Source organism: Phaeobacter piscinae (genome assembly GCF_002407245.1).
Taxonomy (GTDB): Bacteria; Pseudomonadota; Alphaproteobacteria; order Rhodobacterales; family Rhodobacteraceae; genus Phaeobacter; species Phaeobacter piscinae.
Genome location: NZ_CP010681.1, coordinates 3,368,221 through 3,385,183, shown reverse-complemented (window position 1 = coordinate 3,385,183; position 16,963 = coordinate 3,368,221). Strand labels below are relative to the sequence as shown.

Below are 16,963 nucleotides of genomic sequence, written 5' to 3'. Positions count from 1 at the left end.
TATACATCCGCTATCCTGAAATCTCCTATTTCGGAAATTCATCCGTTATGCTAGAACCCCGACTCGAAAGAGAAGGAGTTCCCGCATGTCTACTGATTTTCTGACCGACATCTCCAAGACCCTGGAAGAGATCAAAGCCGATGGTCTCTACAAGCGGGAACGAATGATCACCTCCCCTCAGGGGGGCGAGATCCGGGTTGGGGATGCTGAGGTCATCAACCTTTGTGCCAACAATTACCTTGGCTTGGCGGATCATCCCGATCTGATCGCGGCTGCTCGTGGCGTGATGGATGACAAGGGTTTTGGCATGGCCTCCGTTCGCTTTATCTGCGGCACCCAGGATATTCACCGGGAGTTGGAGCAGCGTCTGGCCAAATTCCTGGGCAAGGATGATGCGATCCTGTTTGCCGCCTGTTTCGACGCCAATGGCGGGTTGTTTGAGCCGCTGTTGGGGCCGGAGGATGCGATTATCTCCGACAGTTTGAACCATGCCTCGATCATCGACGGCATCCGCCTTTGCAAGGCGAAGCGCTATCGTTACCTGAACAGCGATATGAACGACCTTGAGGCCTGGCTGAAACAGGCCCGCGAGGACGGCGCGCGGCATATCATGATCGCCACCGACGGGGTGTTCTCGATGGATGGCTATCTGGCAAAACTGCCTGAGATCCGCGCGCTGGCTGACAAATACGATGCCATCGTGATGGTGGATGACTGCCATGCCACCGGCTTCATGGGCGCCACGGGGGCGGGCACGCCGGAGCATTTCGGGGTGGATGTGGATATTGTCACCGGAACATTGGGCAAAGCACTTGGGGGGGCCATTGGCGGCTATATCGCCGGGCCGCAGCCAGTGATCGACCTCCTGCGGCAGCGGGCGCGGCCCTATTTGTTCTCCAACTCGCTGCCGCCCTCGATTGTGGCCGCCGGGCTGGAGGCGATCCGGCTGGTCGAGGAAGGGAACGACCTGCGGGCGCAGCTGTTTGAGAATGCGCGCTACTGGCGTGCGGGGTTGGAAAAACTGGGCTTTGACCTTTTGCCCGGTGAGCATCCGATCATTCCAGTGATGCTGGGCGAGGCACAGTTGGCGCAGGATATGGCCTCCCGGCTGTTTGACGAGGGTGTCTATGTCTCCGGCTTCTTCTTCCCGGTGGTGCCACGTGGCCAGGCCCGCATCCGCACGCAGATGAATGCAGCGCTGACGCGGGACGATCTGGACCGCGCATTGGCCGCATTTGACAAGGTCGGCAAGGAGTTGGGGATCGTGTCATGAGCGTGCCCAACACGATGAAGGCGCTGGAGAAGAGCCATCCGCAGGAAGGCCTGTGGATGGTGCAGGCGCCGGTGCCGGAGATCGGTCCAGACGAAGTGCTGATCAAGATCAGAACCACCGGCATCTGTGGCACGGACATTCATATCTGGAACTGGGACGAATGGGCTTCCCATACGGTGCCGGTCCCGATGATCACCGGTCATGAATTCGCGGGCGAGATTGTCGAGATCGGCCGCAATGTCACCGATCTGGCGGTTGGGCAGCGCTGCTCGGGCGAGGGGCATCTGATCCAGACGGATTCACGTCAGAGCCGGGCGGGCAAGTTCCACCTGGATCCCGGCACCCGCGGCATCGGGGTGAATGAGCAGGGCGCGTTTGCGCAGTATCTGAAGCTGCCGGCCTTCAACGTGGTGCCGCTGCCGGAGGAGATCCCGGATGAGATTGGCGCCATCCTCGACCCGCTGGGAAATGCTGTCCACACGGCGCTCAGCTTTGATCTTCTGGGCGAGGACGTGCTGATCACCGGGGCTGGTCCGATTGGTATTATGGCGGCTGCGGTGGCGCGGCATGCCGGCGCGCGGCACGTGGTGATCACCGACATCAACCCAGACCGGCTGGCGCTAGCGCAGCACGTGGTGCCGACCGTGCGCGCGGTGAATGTCGCACAGGAGGATCTGCAGGACGTGGTGCACGACCTCGGCATGAAGCAGGGTTTTGACGTCGGGCTGGAGATGTCAGGGTCGCAGGCGGCGCTGGATCAGATGGTGGAGGCGCTGGTGATGGGTGGCAAAATTGCCCTCTTAGGCATTCCGCCTGGCAAATCTCCCGTTGATTGGTCGCGCATCGTGTTCAAGGCGATCACCATCAAAGGCGTCTATGGCCGCGAGATGTTCGAGACCTGGTACAAGATGATCGCAATGTTGCAGAATGGGCTGGATGTCAGCCGGGTCATCACCCATCGGTTTGATGTCGAGGATTTCGCGGAAGGCTTCGCCGCAATGAAGTCCGGCCGCAGCGGCAAAGTCGTGCTGCACTGGACCTGATAGGCTGGGGTGATCGAGTTCGGGCCTGTGAGCGCCGCGATCTTATAGTGCCTCACACGGGCATTTTGACATGCGATCTATCCGGTCACAGCCACAGCTTTACCGTTTCCGGATGTTGACCGAGGCAACACGGTATATATGTCTAGCCAGATGATAGAGACAGCCGACATAAAAGACCGCTTGATCGCGCAGGCGCTGGCGGAGGGGTTTGTAGCGTGCCGGATCTGCCGCCCGTCGGACGTGCCGGAGGTGCCAGAGCGGCTGCAGGCGTTTCTGGACGCGGGGTATCATGGCCAGATGGGCTGGATGGAGGAACGCAGCCATTGGCGTGGCGACCCAGCCCAGCTTTGGCCTGAGGCACGTTCTGTGATCATGCTTGCCGAAAGCTATACACCTGACGTCGATCCGATGGACATTGTCGGACAAGCAGATCGGGCAGCGATTTCGGTCTATGCGCGCAACAAGGACTACCACGATCTGGTGAAAAAGCGCCTGAAGCGTCTGGCCCGTTGGCTGATTGCGGAGGCCGCGCGTACCGGTGATCCTGCCGAGGTCAAGGTTTTTGTCGACACCGCGCCGGTGCCTGAGAAACCGCTGGGGCAGGCGGCGGGTCTTGGCTGGCAGGGAAAACACACCAATCTGGTAAGCCGGGACTGGGGAAATTGGGCCTTCATAGGCTCTGTTTTCACGACGCTCGACCTTCCCGCCGATACTGCTGAACCTGATCACTGCGGCTCGTGCCGGTCCTGCCTGACTGCCTGTCCGACCGATGCCTTCCCGGCGCCCTATCAGCTGGATGCGCGGCGTTGCATTTCCTATCTGACGATTGAGCATAAGGGGCCCATCGATGAGGAGCTGCGCGGCAAACTGGGCAACCGGATCTATGGCTGTGACGATTGTCTTGCGGCCTGCCCTTGGAACAAATTTGCCGTGGCCGCCAGTGACATCCGCTATGAGGCGCGCCCGGAATTCAACGCGCCCAAGCTGGCGGAACTGGCCGCTCTCGATGATCCGGGCTTCCGCGCGCTGTTTTCCGGCTCTCCGATCAAGCGGATCGGCCGGGACCGGTTTGTGCGCAACGTGCTTTATGCAATCGGGAATTCCGGTCTGCTCAAACTGCGCCCGACAGCAGAAACCCTGACCGAAGATCCTGATCCCACCGTGGCGGATGCCGCCCGTTGGGCCGTTCAGCGACTGACGTGACGCAAACAGGATGGATCGGCGGCAGGGCTGCGCTAAACCGGTGACCAAGACCAAAGAGATGGTGAAGGGAGAACGGCCATGGCGCTTTTGCTTGGGGTCGATACAGGCGGCACCTATACGGATGCGGTTCTGATCCGCGATGATCGCGATGTGCTGGCCAAGGCCAAGGCGCTGACCACCCGGCAGGATCTGGCCATCGGCGTGGGGGAGGCGGTTGCCGCAGTGCTGGCAGAGGCTGCGGTGGAACCGGGAGAGATTGCGCTGGCAGCGCTGTCCACAACGCTGGCGACCAATGCGCTGGTGGAGGGGCAGGGAGGGCGCGTCGCGCTGATCTATATCGGCTTTGGTGAGGCGGATCTGGATCGACACGGGCTGCGTGAGGCGCTGAAGGGTGACCCGGCGCTGGTTCTGGCTGGGGGACACAGCCATTCCGGCAGTGAGGCTGCGCCACTGGACACAGCGGCGCTCCGCGGGTTTCTGCAACGGGAGGCGGCCTCGGTCAGCGGGTTTGCCATTGCCGGTCAGTTTGCGACCCGAAACCCCGCCCATGAGCTGGAGGTGGCCCGCATAATTACTGAGGAAACCGGCGTTCCCGTCACCTGCTCACATCAACTGTCCGCGCGGCTGAATGGGCCGAAACGCGCATTGACGGCGGTTCTGAATGCGCGGCTGATCGGGATGATTGACCGGTTGATCGGGCGCGCTGAGACGCGTCTGGCTGACCTTGGGATCACAGCGCAGATGATGGTGGTGCGCGGCGATGGCGCGCTGATGTCCTCAGCGCAGGCACGGGCGCGCCCGATTGAGACAATCCTCAGCGGCCCGGCGGCGTCTTTGGTGGGGGCGCGCTGGTTAACTGGCGTCGACAGTGCCTTGGTCAGTGATATTGGCGGCACCACCACCGACGTGGCGCTGATCGAAAACGGGAAGCCCAAGATCGACCCGGCAGGCGCGCAGGTGGGCGGGTTTCGCACCATGGTGGAGGCGGTCGCGATGCGCACCAGCGGTCTGGGTGGCGACAGTCAGGTGCATCCGGTTGCCGCCGGGCTGAGCGGCGGCGTCAGCCTTGGGCCGCGCCGGGTGCTGCCGGTCTCCCTGGTCGCGACGATGGCACCGGATGTGGTGCATGCCGCGCTGGATACGCAGTTGCGCGCCGCCACTGTCGGTGAATACGACGGTCGCTTTGTGCGCGCCATTCCCGGCCAGCACTCTCTTGGTCTCAGCGACAGGGAAGCCCGGGTGTTGGACCGGATCGGAGACCAGACACATCCCATTGGTGCTGTGCTACAGAGCCGCATCGAGCAGGGCGCATTGATGCGGTTGGTGGACCGGGGGTTGGTGCAGGTGGCCGGGGTCACGCCGTCGGATGCCAGCCATGCGCTTGGGCGGCTGTCCAGTTGGGACAGTGCGGCAGCTGAGAAGGCGCTGACGCTGTTTGCCCGCCGCCGGGTTGGGTCCGGGGATCGTCTGGCCCCGGATGCGGAGACCTTGGCGCAGATGATCGTTGATCAGATGACGGAACAGACCTCTTTGACCTTGTTAGAGACTGCATTTGCGGAAGAGAGTAACCCCTTTGGACCGCCGCCGGATCAGCTTGCGCGCCATGTTCTGATGCAGCGTGGGCTGACCGGACATCGAGGGCTTGTCGCCATCAAGGCAGGACTGAATGTGGATGTCGTGGGCCTTGGCGCCTCCGCGCCCAGCTACTACCCCGCTGTTGGGGCTCGCCTTCACTGTCGGATGATCCTGCCGGATCATGCCGGTGTCGCCAATGCCATCGGGGCAGTGGTGGGCCGCATCACCATGCGGCGCAGCGGCACCGTGACCGCGCCGGAGGAAGGCCGATACCGGGTGCATCTGGAGCACGGCCCGCAGGATTTCGCCGCCTCGGAGGAGGCCCTGATCTGTCTGGAAACCGAATTGCGCGCGGAGGCCCGCGCCGCGGCGGAGGCTGCGGGTGCGCAGGATATCTCCATCCAGGTGGACCGTGATATTCGCGTTGCCGAGGTGGAGGCACGGCAGGTGTTTGTCGAGGCGTTCCTGACGGTGGAGGCCAACGGTCGCCCGCGTATAGCCCAGGGTTAACCACCACTGCTGACCACCGCCTTAACGCAGAAGGCCCCGCCGGATGACGGGGCCTTTGTGGCTTGGGGTTACCTTTACAGACGACTTACTCGGCAGCAGTCTCGCTGCGCTTGGGGAGCACCCAATCGGGACGGGCAAAATGGCAGGTATAGCCGTTGGGCTGCCGCTCCAGATAGTCCTGATGCTCAGGCTCCGCTTCCCAGAAATCACCTACCGGCTCGACCTCTGTGACCACCTTGCCGGGCCACAGCCCCGAGGCATCGACATCAGCGATGGTGTCTTCGGCAATCGCCTTCTGGTGGGCATCAACATAATAGATCGCAGAGCGATAGCTCATCCCCAGATCGTTGCCCTGCTGATTGACGGTGGTTGGGTCATGAATCTGAAAGAAGAACTCCAGCAGTGCGCGATAACTGGTTTGGCTGGGATCGAACATGATCTCGATCGCCTCAGCATGGGTGCCGTGGTTCCTGTAGGTCGCATTGGGCACATCGCCACCGGAGTACCCGACGCGGGTGCTGACGATGCCCGGGCGCTTGCGGATCAGGTCCTGCATGCCCCAGAAACATCCACCGGCCAGGACGGCACGTTCTGTGGTGCTGCTCATCTTCTATCCTCCACTTGATCTATGTAATCGCCGTAGCCTTCTGCCCGCATGTCGTCCAGATGCACGAACCGCAGGGAGGCTGAATTGATGCAGTAACGCAGGCCGCCACGGTCTGCCGGACCGTCCGGGAACACATGCCCCAAATGGCTGTCCCCATGGGTCGAGCGGACCTCGGTGCGGATCATGCCAAGGGTCCGGTCCTCCAGCTCCTGCACATGAGCAGGCTCAATGGGCTTGGTGAAACTCGGCCAGCCGCAGCCGGATTCATATTTGTCGGCAGAGGCAAACAGCGGCTCGCCAGAAACGATATCGACATAGATACCGGGTTCCTTGTTGCCGAGCAGCTTGCCGGTGCCGGGGCGTTCCGTACCGGCGTTTTGGGTGACGTAGAATTCTTCTTCCGAGAGGGCCGCAATGGCGTCCGGGTCTTTGGAATAGCTGCGCATCATGTCCTCCGATCGTGCTTGTGTTGCTGTAAATGGGGTCGTTCGGGGCAAAAGCAAAGCTGTATTTCAGCGACTCGCGTTTGCGTGTGTGGTATCAGAGCGCAGGGCAGCGTCATGGCTTTGGTGTGCGCTGCGCGGACTGCCGCGCCAATTGCACCGCCAGAATGCCAAAGGTGACGATCCCGACGCCGATGATATCCAAGAGCCCCAATTGCTCTCCCAGCAGGGCACTGGCCACCGCGACGCCGAAGACCGGGTTGAGAAAATGGAACGTCGCGGCGCGCACTGCGCCAATCCGGTTCAACAGCAGCACCCAGATGAAAGTGGCGGTCAGACCGGGAACAAGCGTGGTGTAGACAAAGGCCAGCGCCAGCGGCCAGCTGGGGGTCAGGCGGAAGGTCTCCACCATCGGGGCTGCCACAAACAGAACGGCCGAACCGACCAGCATTTGCAGCCCCACCACCATCATGTAGTTGCCGCCGGAGGTCGCACCGCGCAGGGCCAGCGTCGCCAGTGTCAGGGCCAGCACACCGATCCCGCAGAGCAGAACACCAAACAGATCAACCCCGGCGCTGATACGGGTGCCCATGATCAAGGCGACGCCCAGCACCCCTGCCAGCAGTCCCACAACTCCCAGCGCAGGCAGCCGTTCGCCGTAAACCAGCCACAGCGCAATGGCGACCAGCATCGGCATGGTTGAGGCGATGATCGCCGCCAGCGAGGCCTCGATGGTTTCCATCGCGACGAAGTTCAGGCCGAGATAAAGCGCGTTCTGGCAGATGCCAAAGATGATTGTTGCCTTCAGCTGGCCGCGCGTCAGACGCCAGCTTTGTCCCATGTAGCGGGCAACCGCGACGCCGATCAGACCGGAAATCAGAAATCGGAACGCCAGCGAATACAGCGGAGAAGCATCGGCCACGATGATCCGCGCCGATGTGAAGGCAGACGACCACATGAAGGCAAAGGCCAGCCCCATCGCCAAAGCGCGCAGATCCATGAATTTGTCCCCCTGCCGGTCAGCCACCGGTCCCCACCGTCGCCTGGTCAGGCGCAGTTTGGATAGGTTTAGCAAGGCAAGCATTCGCAGGGAACCGAATTCGCGTCCCACGTCCGTTCACCTGCATCAGCAGTGCGATTGACGCGGTGGCACAAAAAAGGGCCGCCTGTAAAAGGCGACCCGCAACACGGTCAACCGTGCCTTGACCCTTAGCCGTTCACGCTGTCTTTCAGCGCTTTGGCGATGGTCATCTTGACCACCTTGTCGGCCTCTTTGGTGAACTTCTCACCGGTGGCCGGGTTGCGCACTTCACGCTCGGGGCGCTCGCGGCAGTAGATCTTGCCAACACCGGGCAGAGTCACAGCGCCACCGCCGGATACTTCGCGAGTGATCAGCGCGCAAACAGCGTCAAGTGCTGCGCCTGCGGCCTTCTTGTCGCTGTCCATCTCTTCAGCCAGTGCGGCAACAAGCTGGGTCTTGGTCATCGGTTTGGACATTCTTAGGTCTCCTTGTCACTGCCCGAGTTATGGGGCCTCATTGCGTAACTCTAGCGTTATGTAGTGTACGAACACAACGAGTAGTGTTGTCAAAAACCCCATAAAATAGGGGTTTTCGAAGAATTAGAGGCAAAATAACTCTCAAAGAAAGGCAGTTTCGTCAAAGGATCGCAGTTTTCGGCTGTGCAATCGTTCCAGAGGCATGCCGCGCAGCTGCTCCATCGCCTTTATCCCGATCTGCAAATGCCGCGCAACCTGGGTGTGATAGAACTCAGACGCCATACCGGGCAACTTCAGCTCGCCATGCAGCGGTTTGTCGGAGACACACAGCAGCGTGCCATAAGGCACCCGGAAGCGATAGCCGTTGGCGGCGATGGTGGCGCTCTCCATATCCAGCGCAATCGCGCGGGATTGAGACAGGCGCTGCACCGGACCGGACTGGTCGCGCAGCTCCCAGTTGCGGTTGTCGATGGTCGCGACGGTGCCTGTCCGCATGATCCGTTTCAGGTCGTAGCCCTCCAGCTCTGTCACCTCTGCCACCGCATCCTCAAGAGCGACCTGAATCTCCGCCAGCGCCGGAATTGGCGTCCAGATCGGCAGGTCGTCATCCAGCACGTGATCTTCGCGTAGATAGCCATGGCCCAGCACGAAATCGCCCAGCGTCTGGGTGTTGCGCAGCCCGGCACAGTGGCCAACCATCAGCCAGGCGTGGGGTCGCAGAACCGCGATATGATCGGTGGCGGTCTTGGCGTTGGACGGGCCAACGCCAATATTGACCAGCGTGATGCCACTGCCGTCTTCCCGTTTCAGGTGATAGGTCGGCATTTGTGGTAGTTTTGCAATCGCAGGGATCTCCGCCTCGGCCTCGGTGATCTCATGATCGCCGGTGCTGACAAAGCTGCTGTAGCCCGATGCGGGATCCGCCAGTTGCGCACGGGCGTAGGCTTCGAATTCGGCCACATAAAACTGGTAGTTGGTGAACAGAACGTGGTTCTGGAAATGGCTGGCATCGGTCGCGGTGTAATGGGCAAGGCGGGCCAGCGAATAATCCACGCGCTGTGCCGTGAACAACGCCAACGGCCCGGTGTCATCGGTTGATTTATAGGTGCCGTTCACAATGTCATCATTGGTCGTCGCCAGATCCGGCACATCAAAGACATCGCGCAACGTGAACCCGGCCGCACCTTCCTGCGGAACGGTCAGGCTGGGATCTGCCGCCACCGCAAAATGCACCGGGATCGGCGTGTCAGAAACCGCGATGGTCACTGGCTGGCCGTGATTGCGGATCAACAGGCCGATCTGCTGGGTCAGATAATGGCGGAACAGGTCGGGGCGGGTCACCGTGGTGGCATAGGTGCCGGGGGCTGAGACATGGCCGTAACTCAACCGGCTGTCCACCTGCGCAAAGGACGATGTGGTAAAGCGGATCTCGGGGTAGAACGCACGAATACGATGGGTGGTGCCGGTGCTGCCGACCGCTGGGCCATCGCTCAAAATCCGCGAGAATTCAGCGCAGAGAAACTGTGTCGCCTCGCGGTACAGAAGCTCCAGTCGGGCGACAGCTGCCGCCGCATCCGTGAACTCTTCCGCCGCCGGGAGTTGAGGGGTTTTAACTGTTGTCATGAGTATGCTCGATCACTGGAAAACGGGGTCCGCTGTGCGGCTCAGAAGGTCGGTTGAAACGGGTGGGCGGTCAGGCGGGTTGGGCACTCACGATCACCGGGATCTGTTCAAAACTGCGCACATCCACCAGCCCCAGATCGGAAATCCGCAACTCGGGGATCACCACCAGCGCCAGCAGCGAATGCTGCATATAGGCGTTGTTGAGGCTGCAGCCGCAGGTCTCCATTGCCTCCATCATCTTCTGCGCCTTTGCAGCAACTTCGGTGGCGGGGCTGTCGGACATCAGCCCGGCAATGGGCAGCTCCACCAATGCCAGTTCGGCGCCATCGCGGAAAATGGAGATGCCGCCGCCGACCTCGGCCAGACGATTGGCGGCCAGCGCCATCTGGTCGCGGTCTGTGCCGACGACAATCATATGATGGCTGTCATGCGCCACGGTGGAGGCCATCGCCATCCGTCCATTGTACCCAAAACCAGAGACAAAGGCGTTGGTTACACCGCCCGTCGCACGGTGCCGTTCCACCAATGCGATCTGGCAGACCTCCTGGTTGCCCTCAACCAGCCCGTCGACCACCGGCAGCTCTGCCTGTAGCGCCTTGGTGGGGGCCTGGTTCTCCACGACACCGATCACATTCGCAGTCACGGCATTGGCGCCGTCCGGCGCGCTGATTTCGAAATCCGCCGCACTCAATTCATGCCCCAGATGCACCGTGCCCCGCGCGCTGTCGGGCCAGTCCAGATGCGGGCAATCCACGGTGATCTGACCATCCTTGGCAACAATCTGACCACGGGCCATCACCACCTCAATCGGCAGGGTTTTGAGGTCGGATGTCAGGATCACATCGGCGCGCCGCCCCGGTGTGAGGGAACCGATATCCCGCTCCAGCCCGAAATGTGTCGCGGTGTTGATCGTCGCCATCTGGATCGCAATCAACGGATCACAGCCACAGTCAATGGCGTGGCGCACCACCCGGTTCATATGGCCATCATTGACCAATGTGCCGGAATGGCAGTCGTCGGTACACAGGATGAAGTTGCGCGGATCCAGCCCCTTCTCGGTGATTGCGGTGATCTGCGCCTCAACGTCGTACCAGGCCGATCCCAGCCGCACCATCGCGCGCATCCCCTGCCGCATCCGGGCGATGGCATCCGCCTCGCAGGTGCCCTCGTGGTCATCTGCCGGACCGCCCGCCACATAGGCTGCGAAATCCGGCCCCAGATCAGGGGAGGCGTAATGCCCGCCCACGGTTTTGCCCGCGCGTTGTGTCGCCGCGATCTCCGCCAGCATCTTCGGATCCCCCGCCGCCACGCCGGGGAAATTCATCATTTCACCCAGCCCGATAATCCCCGGCCAGCTCATCGCCTCGGCAACATCCTCGGGTGAAATTTCATAGCCGGTGGTCTCCAACCCCGGCGCGGAGGGCGCGCAGCTGGGCATCTGGGTGAAGATATTGACCGGCTGTAACAGCGCCTCGTCATGCATCAGACGCACACCTTCCAACCCCAACACATTGGCGATCTCATGCGGGTCGGTGAACATTGATGTCGTGCCGTGCGGGATCACTGCACGGGCGAATTCTGCGGGGGTCAGCATCCCGGATTCAATATGCATATGCGCATCGCAGAGGCCGGGGATCATATAGCGCCCATCGGCTTCAATCACCTCGGTGTCAGGACCGGTGCAATAGCTCGCGTCGGGACCGACATAGGCGATGCGCCCTGCAACGATGGCGATGTCATGATCGGGCAGTTGTTCGCGGGTGTGAACATTGACCCAGATCCCCTTGCGGATCACCGTATCCGCAGGGCGGCGACCTGCCGCGACTTCGATCAATTGGGGGGCAACGTCGGGCCAGCTTGGGAATGCGATATCTGTCATGGCCCAATTGTTCTGATAACCCGGGTAAGCGCAAGGCCTCTTAACTGCGAGCGCAAACAATAGCTGCTTTTTGCAAAACAAGAAGACCGCTGCCGGGAGCCGCCAGTGCTATCTTCGGGCGGCGCGCAGGGCGCGCGGCGTGGTCGCAAAGGCGCTGCGAAAGGCGCGGGTCAACGCGCTGGGATCCTCATATCCGCAACGTAACGCAATCTCGGCGACACTGAAATCAGTCTCTAAGACAAGGCGTTTCGCCTGTTTTAGCCGTAAATGCCGATAAAGCGCCTGCGGTGTCGTGCCCAACTCGCCCCGCGTACGGCGCGCCAGATCCCGCAGGCTGCGCCCTGCATGACGTGCCACGTCCTCCAGCGGCAGTGGCGTTTCCAGATTGGCCTCCATCGCCCGGATGGCCCGGGCCACGGAGGTGCTGCGCACAGGGGCTGACCGGCTGCTCCCGGTTTGGCTTTCGCTTAGAAACAGGGCTGCCACATCCAGCCGCAACGCTTGCCCGTGCTGCTGTGCAATCATGTAGAGGACCCCGTCAAAGGCCGCCATGGCGCCGGAGCAGGTCAGCCGGTCACGATCCCAAAGAAACCGATGTGTCTCCGCCTGAACCGCCGGAAACATGTCGGCAAAAGCCTCCAGTTCCGAGCTGTGAATGGTGGCGCGATAGCCATCCAGCAGCCCGGCCGCCGCCAGCAGCCAGGCGCCCGTGTCAAACCCTGCCAGAACGTCATAGCGTTGCTCTGCCGCCCGCAACCCCCGCGCGGTGGTCTCAGTTGCGTGGCGCATATAGCCATAGCTGGGCATCGCAATCAGCATATCACCCTCGGCCTTGCGCAGCGGCATCTGCGCGGTGACCTCCATGCGGGCAGACGACATCGCGGTGCCGCCGTCCACCGTAACAAACCGCCAGGAATACACCTGCCGCCCGGCAAAGCTGTTCGCCGCACGCAGCGGCTCAACCGTATTGGCGAGGCAGTGGCCGGAGAACTGATCAAACAGCAGCAGGTCGATCTGCTGCGGTGCGGCGTGAGGTTTCTTCCAATTTGGCATGAAAATGTCCGTTTCTGCACGATAGCAGCCTCTCCCAGCCCTAGGCTCGGGTCAAGAGCAACGCAGAAAGCCACCAAAGGGGGGAGCGGAAATGCAATTTGGCCTGTCCGAAGAACAGTCGATGATCGTGGACACCACACGCGCCTTTGTCACCAAGGAGCTTTATCCGCATGAACTGGAGGTGGAGCGCAGTGGCCATTTGCCAATGGAGCTGGTGCGCGAGATCCAAGCCAAGGCGATTGAAGCCGGATTATATGCCGCCAATATGCCTGAGGAGGTCGGCGGTGCAGGCCTCGATACGCTGACATGGCTGCTCTATGAAAAGGAGCTAGGCCGCGCCAATTATGCCCTGCATTGGACCTGCGTTGCGCGCCCGTCGAACATCCTTCTGGCGGGCACCGAGGAGCAGAAAGAGAGATATCTCTACCCCTGCATCCGAGGCGAAAAATGGGACTGTCTGGCGATGACAGAACCAGGTGCCGGTTCCGATCTGCGCGGCATGACCGCCACCGCCCATCGCGATGGCGATGACTTCATTCTGAACGGCACCAAGCATTTCATCAGCCACGCGGATATCGCCGATTTCGCCATCGTGTTTATGGCCACCGGTGAGGAGGACACCCCGCGCGGGCCCAAGAAGAAAATCACTGCCTTCTTCGTTGATAAAGGCACGCCAGGTTTCACCATCCGCGATGGCTACCGCAATGTGAGCCACCGAGGCTACACCAATGCGGTGCTGGAATTCGACGATTGCCGCCTGCCCAAATCTGCGGTTCTGGGTGAGGTCGACAAAGGTTTTGATGTGGCCAACACTTGGCTGGGCGCCACCCGGCTGCAGGTGGCCGCGACCTGTATCGGACGGGCAGAACGCGCGCTGGATCATGCGATCTCCTATGCCGCTGAACGTCGCCAGTTCGGCCAGCAGATCGGTAAATTCCAGGGCGTTTCTTTCAAACTGGCAGATATGGCAACGGAGCTGAAGGCCGCGAACCTTCTGACTTGGGAGGCCGCCTGGAAGTTTGATCAGGGCAGTGTGACCGAAGCCGATATGTCGATGGCCAAACTCAAGGCCACGGAGATGCTCGCCATGGTGGCGGATGAGGCGATCCAGATCCATGGCGGTATGGGGCTGATGGATGAGCTGCCACTGGAACGCATCTGGCGCGACGCGCGGGTGGAACGGATCTGGGAAGGGACCAGTGAAATCCAACGCCATATCATCAGCCGCGAGTTGCTGCGTGCGAGGGGAGGGTGATGACGGGCAGGCATGGTGCTGTCCCCGTCATGCGGCAGGGGTGTCAGCAGCCGGGTCCATTTCGCCGAAGGCATCCTTACTTCAGACTGATCGGGAGCATCCGTGATGAGGCGTGATTTCAACAGGCTGTTCCGCCCCCGCACAATCGCCGTTATCGGCGGTGGGGCCTGGTGCCGCCAGGTGATCCAGCAGCTGCAGAAGATGGGATTTGCCGGAGAGATATGGCCTGTTCACCCCAAGGCTACGGAGCTTTGCGGTTTGCCGGTTTTTGCCTCTGTCGAGGCTCTGCCTGCAGCCCCTGATGCAAGTTTCATTGGGGTCAACAGATACGCAACCGTTGAAGTTGTGGCCGCACTGTCCCGGTCTGGAGCCGGGGGCGCCGTCTGTTTTGCGTCCGGTTTTCTTGAGGCGCAGAAAGAGGCATCCGACGCCGCTGATCTGCAGCAGGATTTGCTACAGGCGGCTGGTGATATGCCAATCCTTGGCCCCAATTGCTATGGGTTCATCAACTATCTGGATGGCGCCCTGCTTTGGCCGGATCAGCATGGCGGTGCACAGGTCGCGCAGGGTGTCGCCATTCTCACCCAAAGCTCCAATATCGCCATCAATCTGACCATGCAGGCGCGTGGGCTGCCAATAGCCTATATGATCACCGTTGGAAATCAGGCGCAGAGCGATATGGCGGAGATCGCGCGGGGCCTGCTGGAGGATCCTCGCGTCACCGCCATTGGCCTGCATATTGAAGGTATCCGTGATCTGCGCGCGTTTGAGGCGCTGGCGCAGGAGGCCGCCGCCTGTGGCAAGCCGATTGCGGCGCTGAAGGTGGGGCGCTCGGATCAGGCCCAGGCCGCGACCCTGTCGCATACCGCATCGCTGGCGGGACAGGAGGCGGGGGCGGCAGCCTTCCTGCGGCGCTGTGGGATTGCGCGGGTCGATGATTTGCCGGTGTTCTTGGAAACGCTGAAAATCCTGCATGTGCTTGGTCCCCGGCGGGGATCACAGGTTGCTACGATCAGTTGTTCCGGTGGGGAGGCCAGTCTCGCCGCGGATCTGGGACAGGCGCAGGGCGTCACCTTTCCGCCGCTGTCCGACGGGCAGCATCAGGCGCTGCGGGCCGCACTTGGGCCTATGGTGGCGCTGGCCAATCCGCTGGACTATCACACCTACATCTGGCGCGATGTGCCTGCGATGACACAGGCGTTCAGTGCGATGGTTAATCCTGATCTGGATCTGTTGATGCTGATTGTGGATTTCCCACGCGAGGATCGGTGTAGTGCTGCAGATTGGGCGTGCGCAATTGAGGCCACTGTGGCCACGCGGATGCACACTGGCGCTCCTTTGGCCATGGTTGCGACACTGCCCGAACTTATGCCTGAAGAGATCGCGGACCGCCTGCTCGCAGCGGGGGTGGTGCCGCTTTGTGGTCTGCGGGAGGCGATGAGCGCCGCGATGGCCGCCAGCCAGATCGCAAGCCCGTCGGATGTGCCTGCGCTCCTGCCCCGGCCGGACCCTGATGGGGTGATCTCTGACATACCACTTGTGCCGGAAGGCATCGCCAAACAGCGCCTTGCCGCAACCGGTCTGCGCATTCCACGGAGCTGCCGTTTGTCCCGCGAAACGCTGGATGAGACGCTGGCTGAGGTAACATCAGAAGTTGGCCTCCCCCTCGTATTGAAGGCCGAAGGCCTTGCCCACAAAAGCGAAGCTGGCGCGGTGCGCCTTGCCCTTGGATCACAAAAGGCTGTCGTCGACGCCGCGCGGGAGATGCCGGGAGATCAACTGCTGCTGGAGGAGATGATCACCGGGACGGTTGCGGAACTGCTGATCGGGGTGACGCGCGATCCGGCACATGGGTTTGTGCTGACGCTGGGTGCCGGTGGTGTGTGGACCGAGCTGCTGGAGGACAGCGTGTCGCTGCTGCTGCCGGTCAGCGACACCATGCTGGAGGCGGCGCTGGATCAACTGCGGATCACCCGGTTGCTTGACGGGTATCGCGGTGCCCCGGCAGCAGATCGTCCGGCTGTTCTGCGGGCGGTGCGGGCGGTGGAACGCTATGTGCTTGCCCATTCGGACACAGTTGAAGAAATTGAAATCAACCCGCTGATTTGTACGCCCAGTGACGCCATTGCGGTGGACGCGCTGCTGCGAGAGAAGGAATTGACCTATGACTGATACCCCCATCCGGACGCGCCGCGACGGTGCCATTCTGGAAATCACACTGGATCGGCCAAAGGCCAACGCCATTGATCTGAAAACCAGCGTTGCCATGGGCGAGGTGTTTCGGGAGTTTCGCGATGATCCTGAACTGCGTGTGGCGATTCTGACCGGCGGCGGTGAGAAGTTTTTCTGCCCCGGTTGGGATCTGAAAGCGGCGGCCGACGGAGATGCGGTTGACGGCAATTACGGTGTTGGCGGCTTCGGCGGGCTGCAGGAGCTGCGCGATATGAACAAGCCGGTGATCGCCGCCGTGAACGGTATCGCCTGCGGTGGCGGGCTGGAACTGGCGCTGTCGGCGGATATGATCATTGTCGCAGATCACGCCACCTTTGCGCTGCCGGAAATTCGCTCCGGCACGGTGGCGGATGCCGCCTCGATCAAATTGCCCAAACGCATTCCCTATCACATCGCCATGGAGCTGTTGCTGACGGGACGTTGGTTTGATGCTGAAGAGGCCCATCGCTGGGGCTTGGTGAATGAAATCGTAGCGGCTGATCAGCTGTTGGACCGCGCCTGGGAATTGGCCCGCCTGCTCGCGTCAGGCCCGCCGCTGGTTTACGCCGCGATCAAGGAGATTGTCCGCGACGCTGAGGATAGCAAATTTCAGGACGCCATGAACCGCATCACCAAACGCCAGCTGCGCAGTGTTGATGTGCTCTATGACAGTGAGGACCAGATGGAAGGCGCGCTGGCCTTTGCCGAGAAACGGGATCCGGTCTGGAAGGGCCGCTAAGAAGGAGCGTGATCCGGTTTTCGGGGCCCTATGCGGCGATGAATGGCGGGGG

General features: G+C 61.5%; 14 protein-coding genes. 7 read left to right on the top strand and 7 right to left on the bottom strand.

The features are described 5' to 3' along the window. Positions 1 to 85 precede the first annotated feature (85 nt). The 4 genes from phaeop14_RS16065 (at position 86) to phaeop14_RS16050 (ending at position 5,604) form a co-directional block, all read left to right on the top strand. Positions 86 to 1,273 carry a glycine C-acetyltransferase gene (locus phaeop14_RS16065; RefSeq protein WP_096790099.1) on the top strand — a complete coding sequence of 396 codons (1,188 nt, stop codon included), beginning with the start codon at positions 86 to 88 and terminating at the stop codon, positions 1,271 to 1,273. Between the two features lie 14 nt (positions 1,274 to 1,287). Continuing rightward, entirely contained in the window at positions 1,288 to 2,316 is a 1,029-nt protein-coding gene (gene tdh / locus phaeop14_RS16060) for an L-threonine 3-dehydrogenase (RefSeq protein WP_040175319.1), read from the top strand. A 150-nt stretch (positions 2,317 to 2,466) separates the two neighbouring features. After that, a complete protein-coding gene (queG, locus tag phaeop14_RS16055) occupies positions 2,467 to 3,519 on the top strand; it encodes a tRNA epoxyqueuosine(34) reductase QueG (protein WP_096790098.1) in 1,053 nt (350 codons plus the stop codon). Positions 3,520 to 3,597: 78 nt separating this feature from the next. After that, a complete protein-coding gene (locus tag phaeop14_RS16050; RefSeq protein WP_096790097.1) occupies positions 3,598 to 5,604 on the top strand; it encodes a hydantoinase/oxoprolinase family protein in 2,007 nt (668 codons plus the stop codon). Positions 5,605 to 5,689: 85 nt separating this feature from the next. Here phaeop14_RS16050 and msrA read toward each other — a convergent pair whose 3' ends face one another. The 7 genes from msrA to phaeop14_RS16015 all read right to left on the bottom strand — a co-directional run bounded on the left by msrA (position 5,690) and on the right by phaeop14_RS16015 (position 12,706). Then, positions 5,690 to 6,211: a peptide-methionine (S)-S-oxide reductase MsrA gene (gene msrA, locus phaeop14_RS16045; protein ID WP_096790096.1), complete on the bottom strand. Its 522-nt coding sequence runs from the start codon at positions 6,209 to 6,211 to the stop codon at positions 5,690 to 5,692. Then, positions 6,208 to 6,657 (bottom strand): peptide-methionine (R)-S-oxide reductase MsrB, encoded by a 450-nt coding sequence (gene msrB / locus phaeop14_RS16040; protein ID WP_014876313.1) that lies wholly within the window; start codon positions 6,655 to 6,657, stop codon positions 6,208 to 6,210. Before msrB ends, msrA begins: the two co-directional genes overlap by 4 nt. A gap of 112 nt (positions 6,658 to 6,769) precedes the next feature. After that, positions 6,770 to 7,654: a DMT family transporter gene (locus tag phaeop14_RS16035; RefSeq protein ID WP_040175320.1), complete on the bottom strand. Its 885-nt coding sequence runs from the start codon at positions 7,652 to 7,654 to the stop codon at positions 6,770 to 6,772. A gap of 209 nt (positions 7,655 to 7,863) precedes the next feature. Continuing rightward, on the bottom strand, positions 7,864 to 8,151 hold the full coding sequence (locus phaeop14_RS16030; RefSeq protein ID WP_014876311.1) for an HU family DNA-binding protein: 288 nt from the start codon (positions 8,149 to 8,151) through the stop codon (positions 7,864 to 7,866). 141 nt (positions 8,152 to 8,292) lie between these two features. Beyond that, the gene (locus tag phaeop14_RS16025) at positions 8,293 to 9,774 is read right to left on the bottom strand and encodes an AMP nucleosidase (RefSeq protein WP_040178912.1); all 1,482 of its coding nucleotides are present in this window, start codon (positions 9,772 to 9,774) and stop codon (positions 8,293 to 8,295) included. 70 nt (positions 9,775 to 9,844) lie between these two features. After that, positions 9,845 to 11,653: an adenine deaminase gene (gene ade, locus phaeop14_RS16020; RefSeq protein ID WP_096790095.1), complete on the bottom strand. Its 1,809-nt coding sequence runs from the start codon at positions 11,651 to 11,653 to the stop codon at positions 9,845 to 9,847. Positions 11,654 to 11,761: 108 nt separating this feature from the next. Continuing rightward, entirely contained in the window at positions 11,762 to 12,706 is a 945-nt protein-coding gene (locus phaeop14_RS16015; protein ID WP_096790094.1) for a GlxA family transcriptional regulator, read from the bottom strand. A 91-nt stretch (positions 12,707 to 12,797) separates the two neighbouring features. On the opposite strand from phaeop14_RS16015, the gene phaeop14_RS16010 reads away from it, so the two are divergent. The 3 genes from phaeop14_RS16010 (at position 12,798) to phaeop14_RS16000 (ending at position 16,911) form a co-directional block, all read left to right on the top strand. Beyond that, on the top strand, positions 12,798 to 13,961 hold the full coding sequence (locus phaeop14_RS16010; RefSeq protein ID WP_040178908.1) for an acyl-CoA dehydrogenase family protein: 1,164 nt from the start codon (positions 12,798 to 12,800) through the stop codon (positions 13,959 to 13,961). 105 nt (positions 13,962 to 14,066) lie between these two features. Next, positions 14,067 to 16,133, top strand: a complete 2,067-nt coding sequence (locus phaeop14_RS16005) for an acetate--CoA ligase family protein (protein ID WP_096790093.1) — start codon at positions 14,067 to 14,069, stop codon at positions 16,131 to 16,133. Then, positions 16,126 to 16,911 carry a carnitinyl-CoA dehydratase gene (locus tag phaeop14_RS16000; RefSeq protein WP_096790092.1) on the top strand — a complete coding sequence of 262 codons (786 nt, stop codon included), beginning with the start codon at positions 16,126 to 16,128 and terminating at the stop codon, positions 16,909 to 16,911. Before phaeop14_RS16005 ends, phaeop14_RS16000 begins: the two co-directional genes overlap by 8 nt. Positions 16,912 to 16,963: the final 52 nt, after the last annotated feature.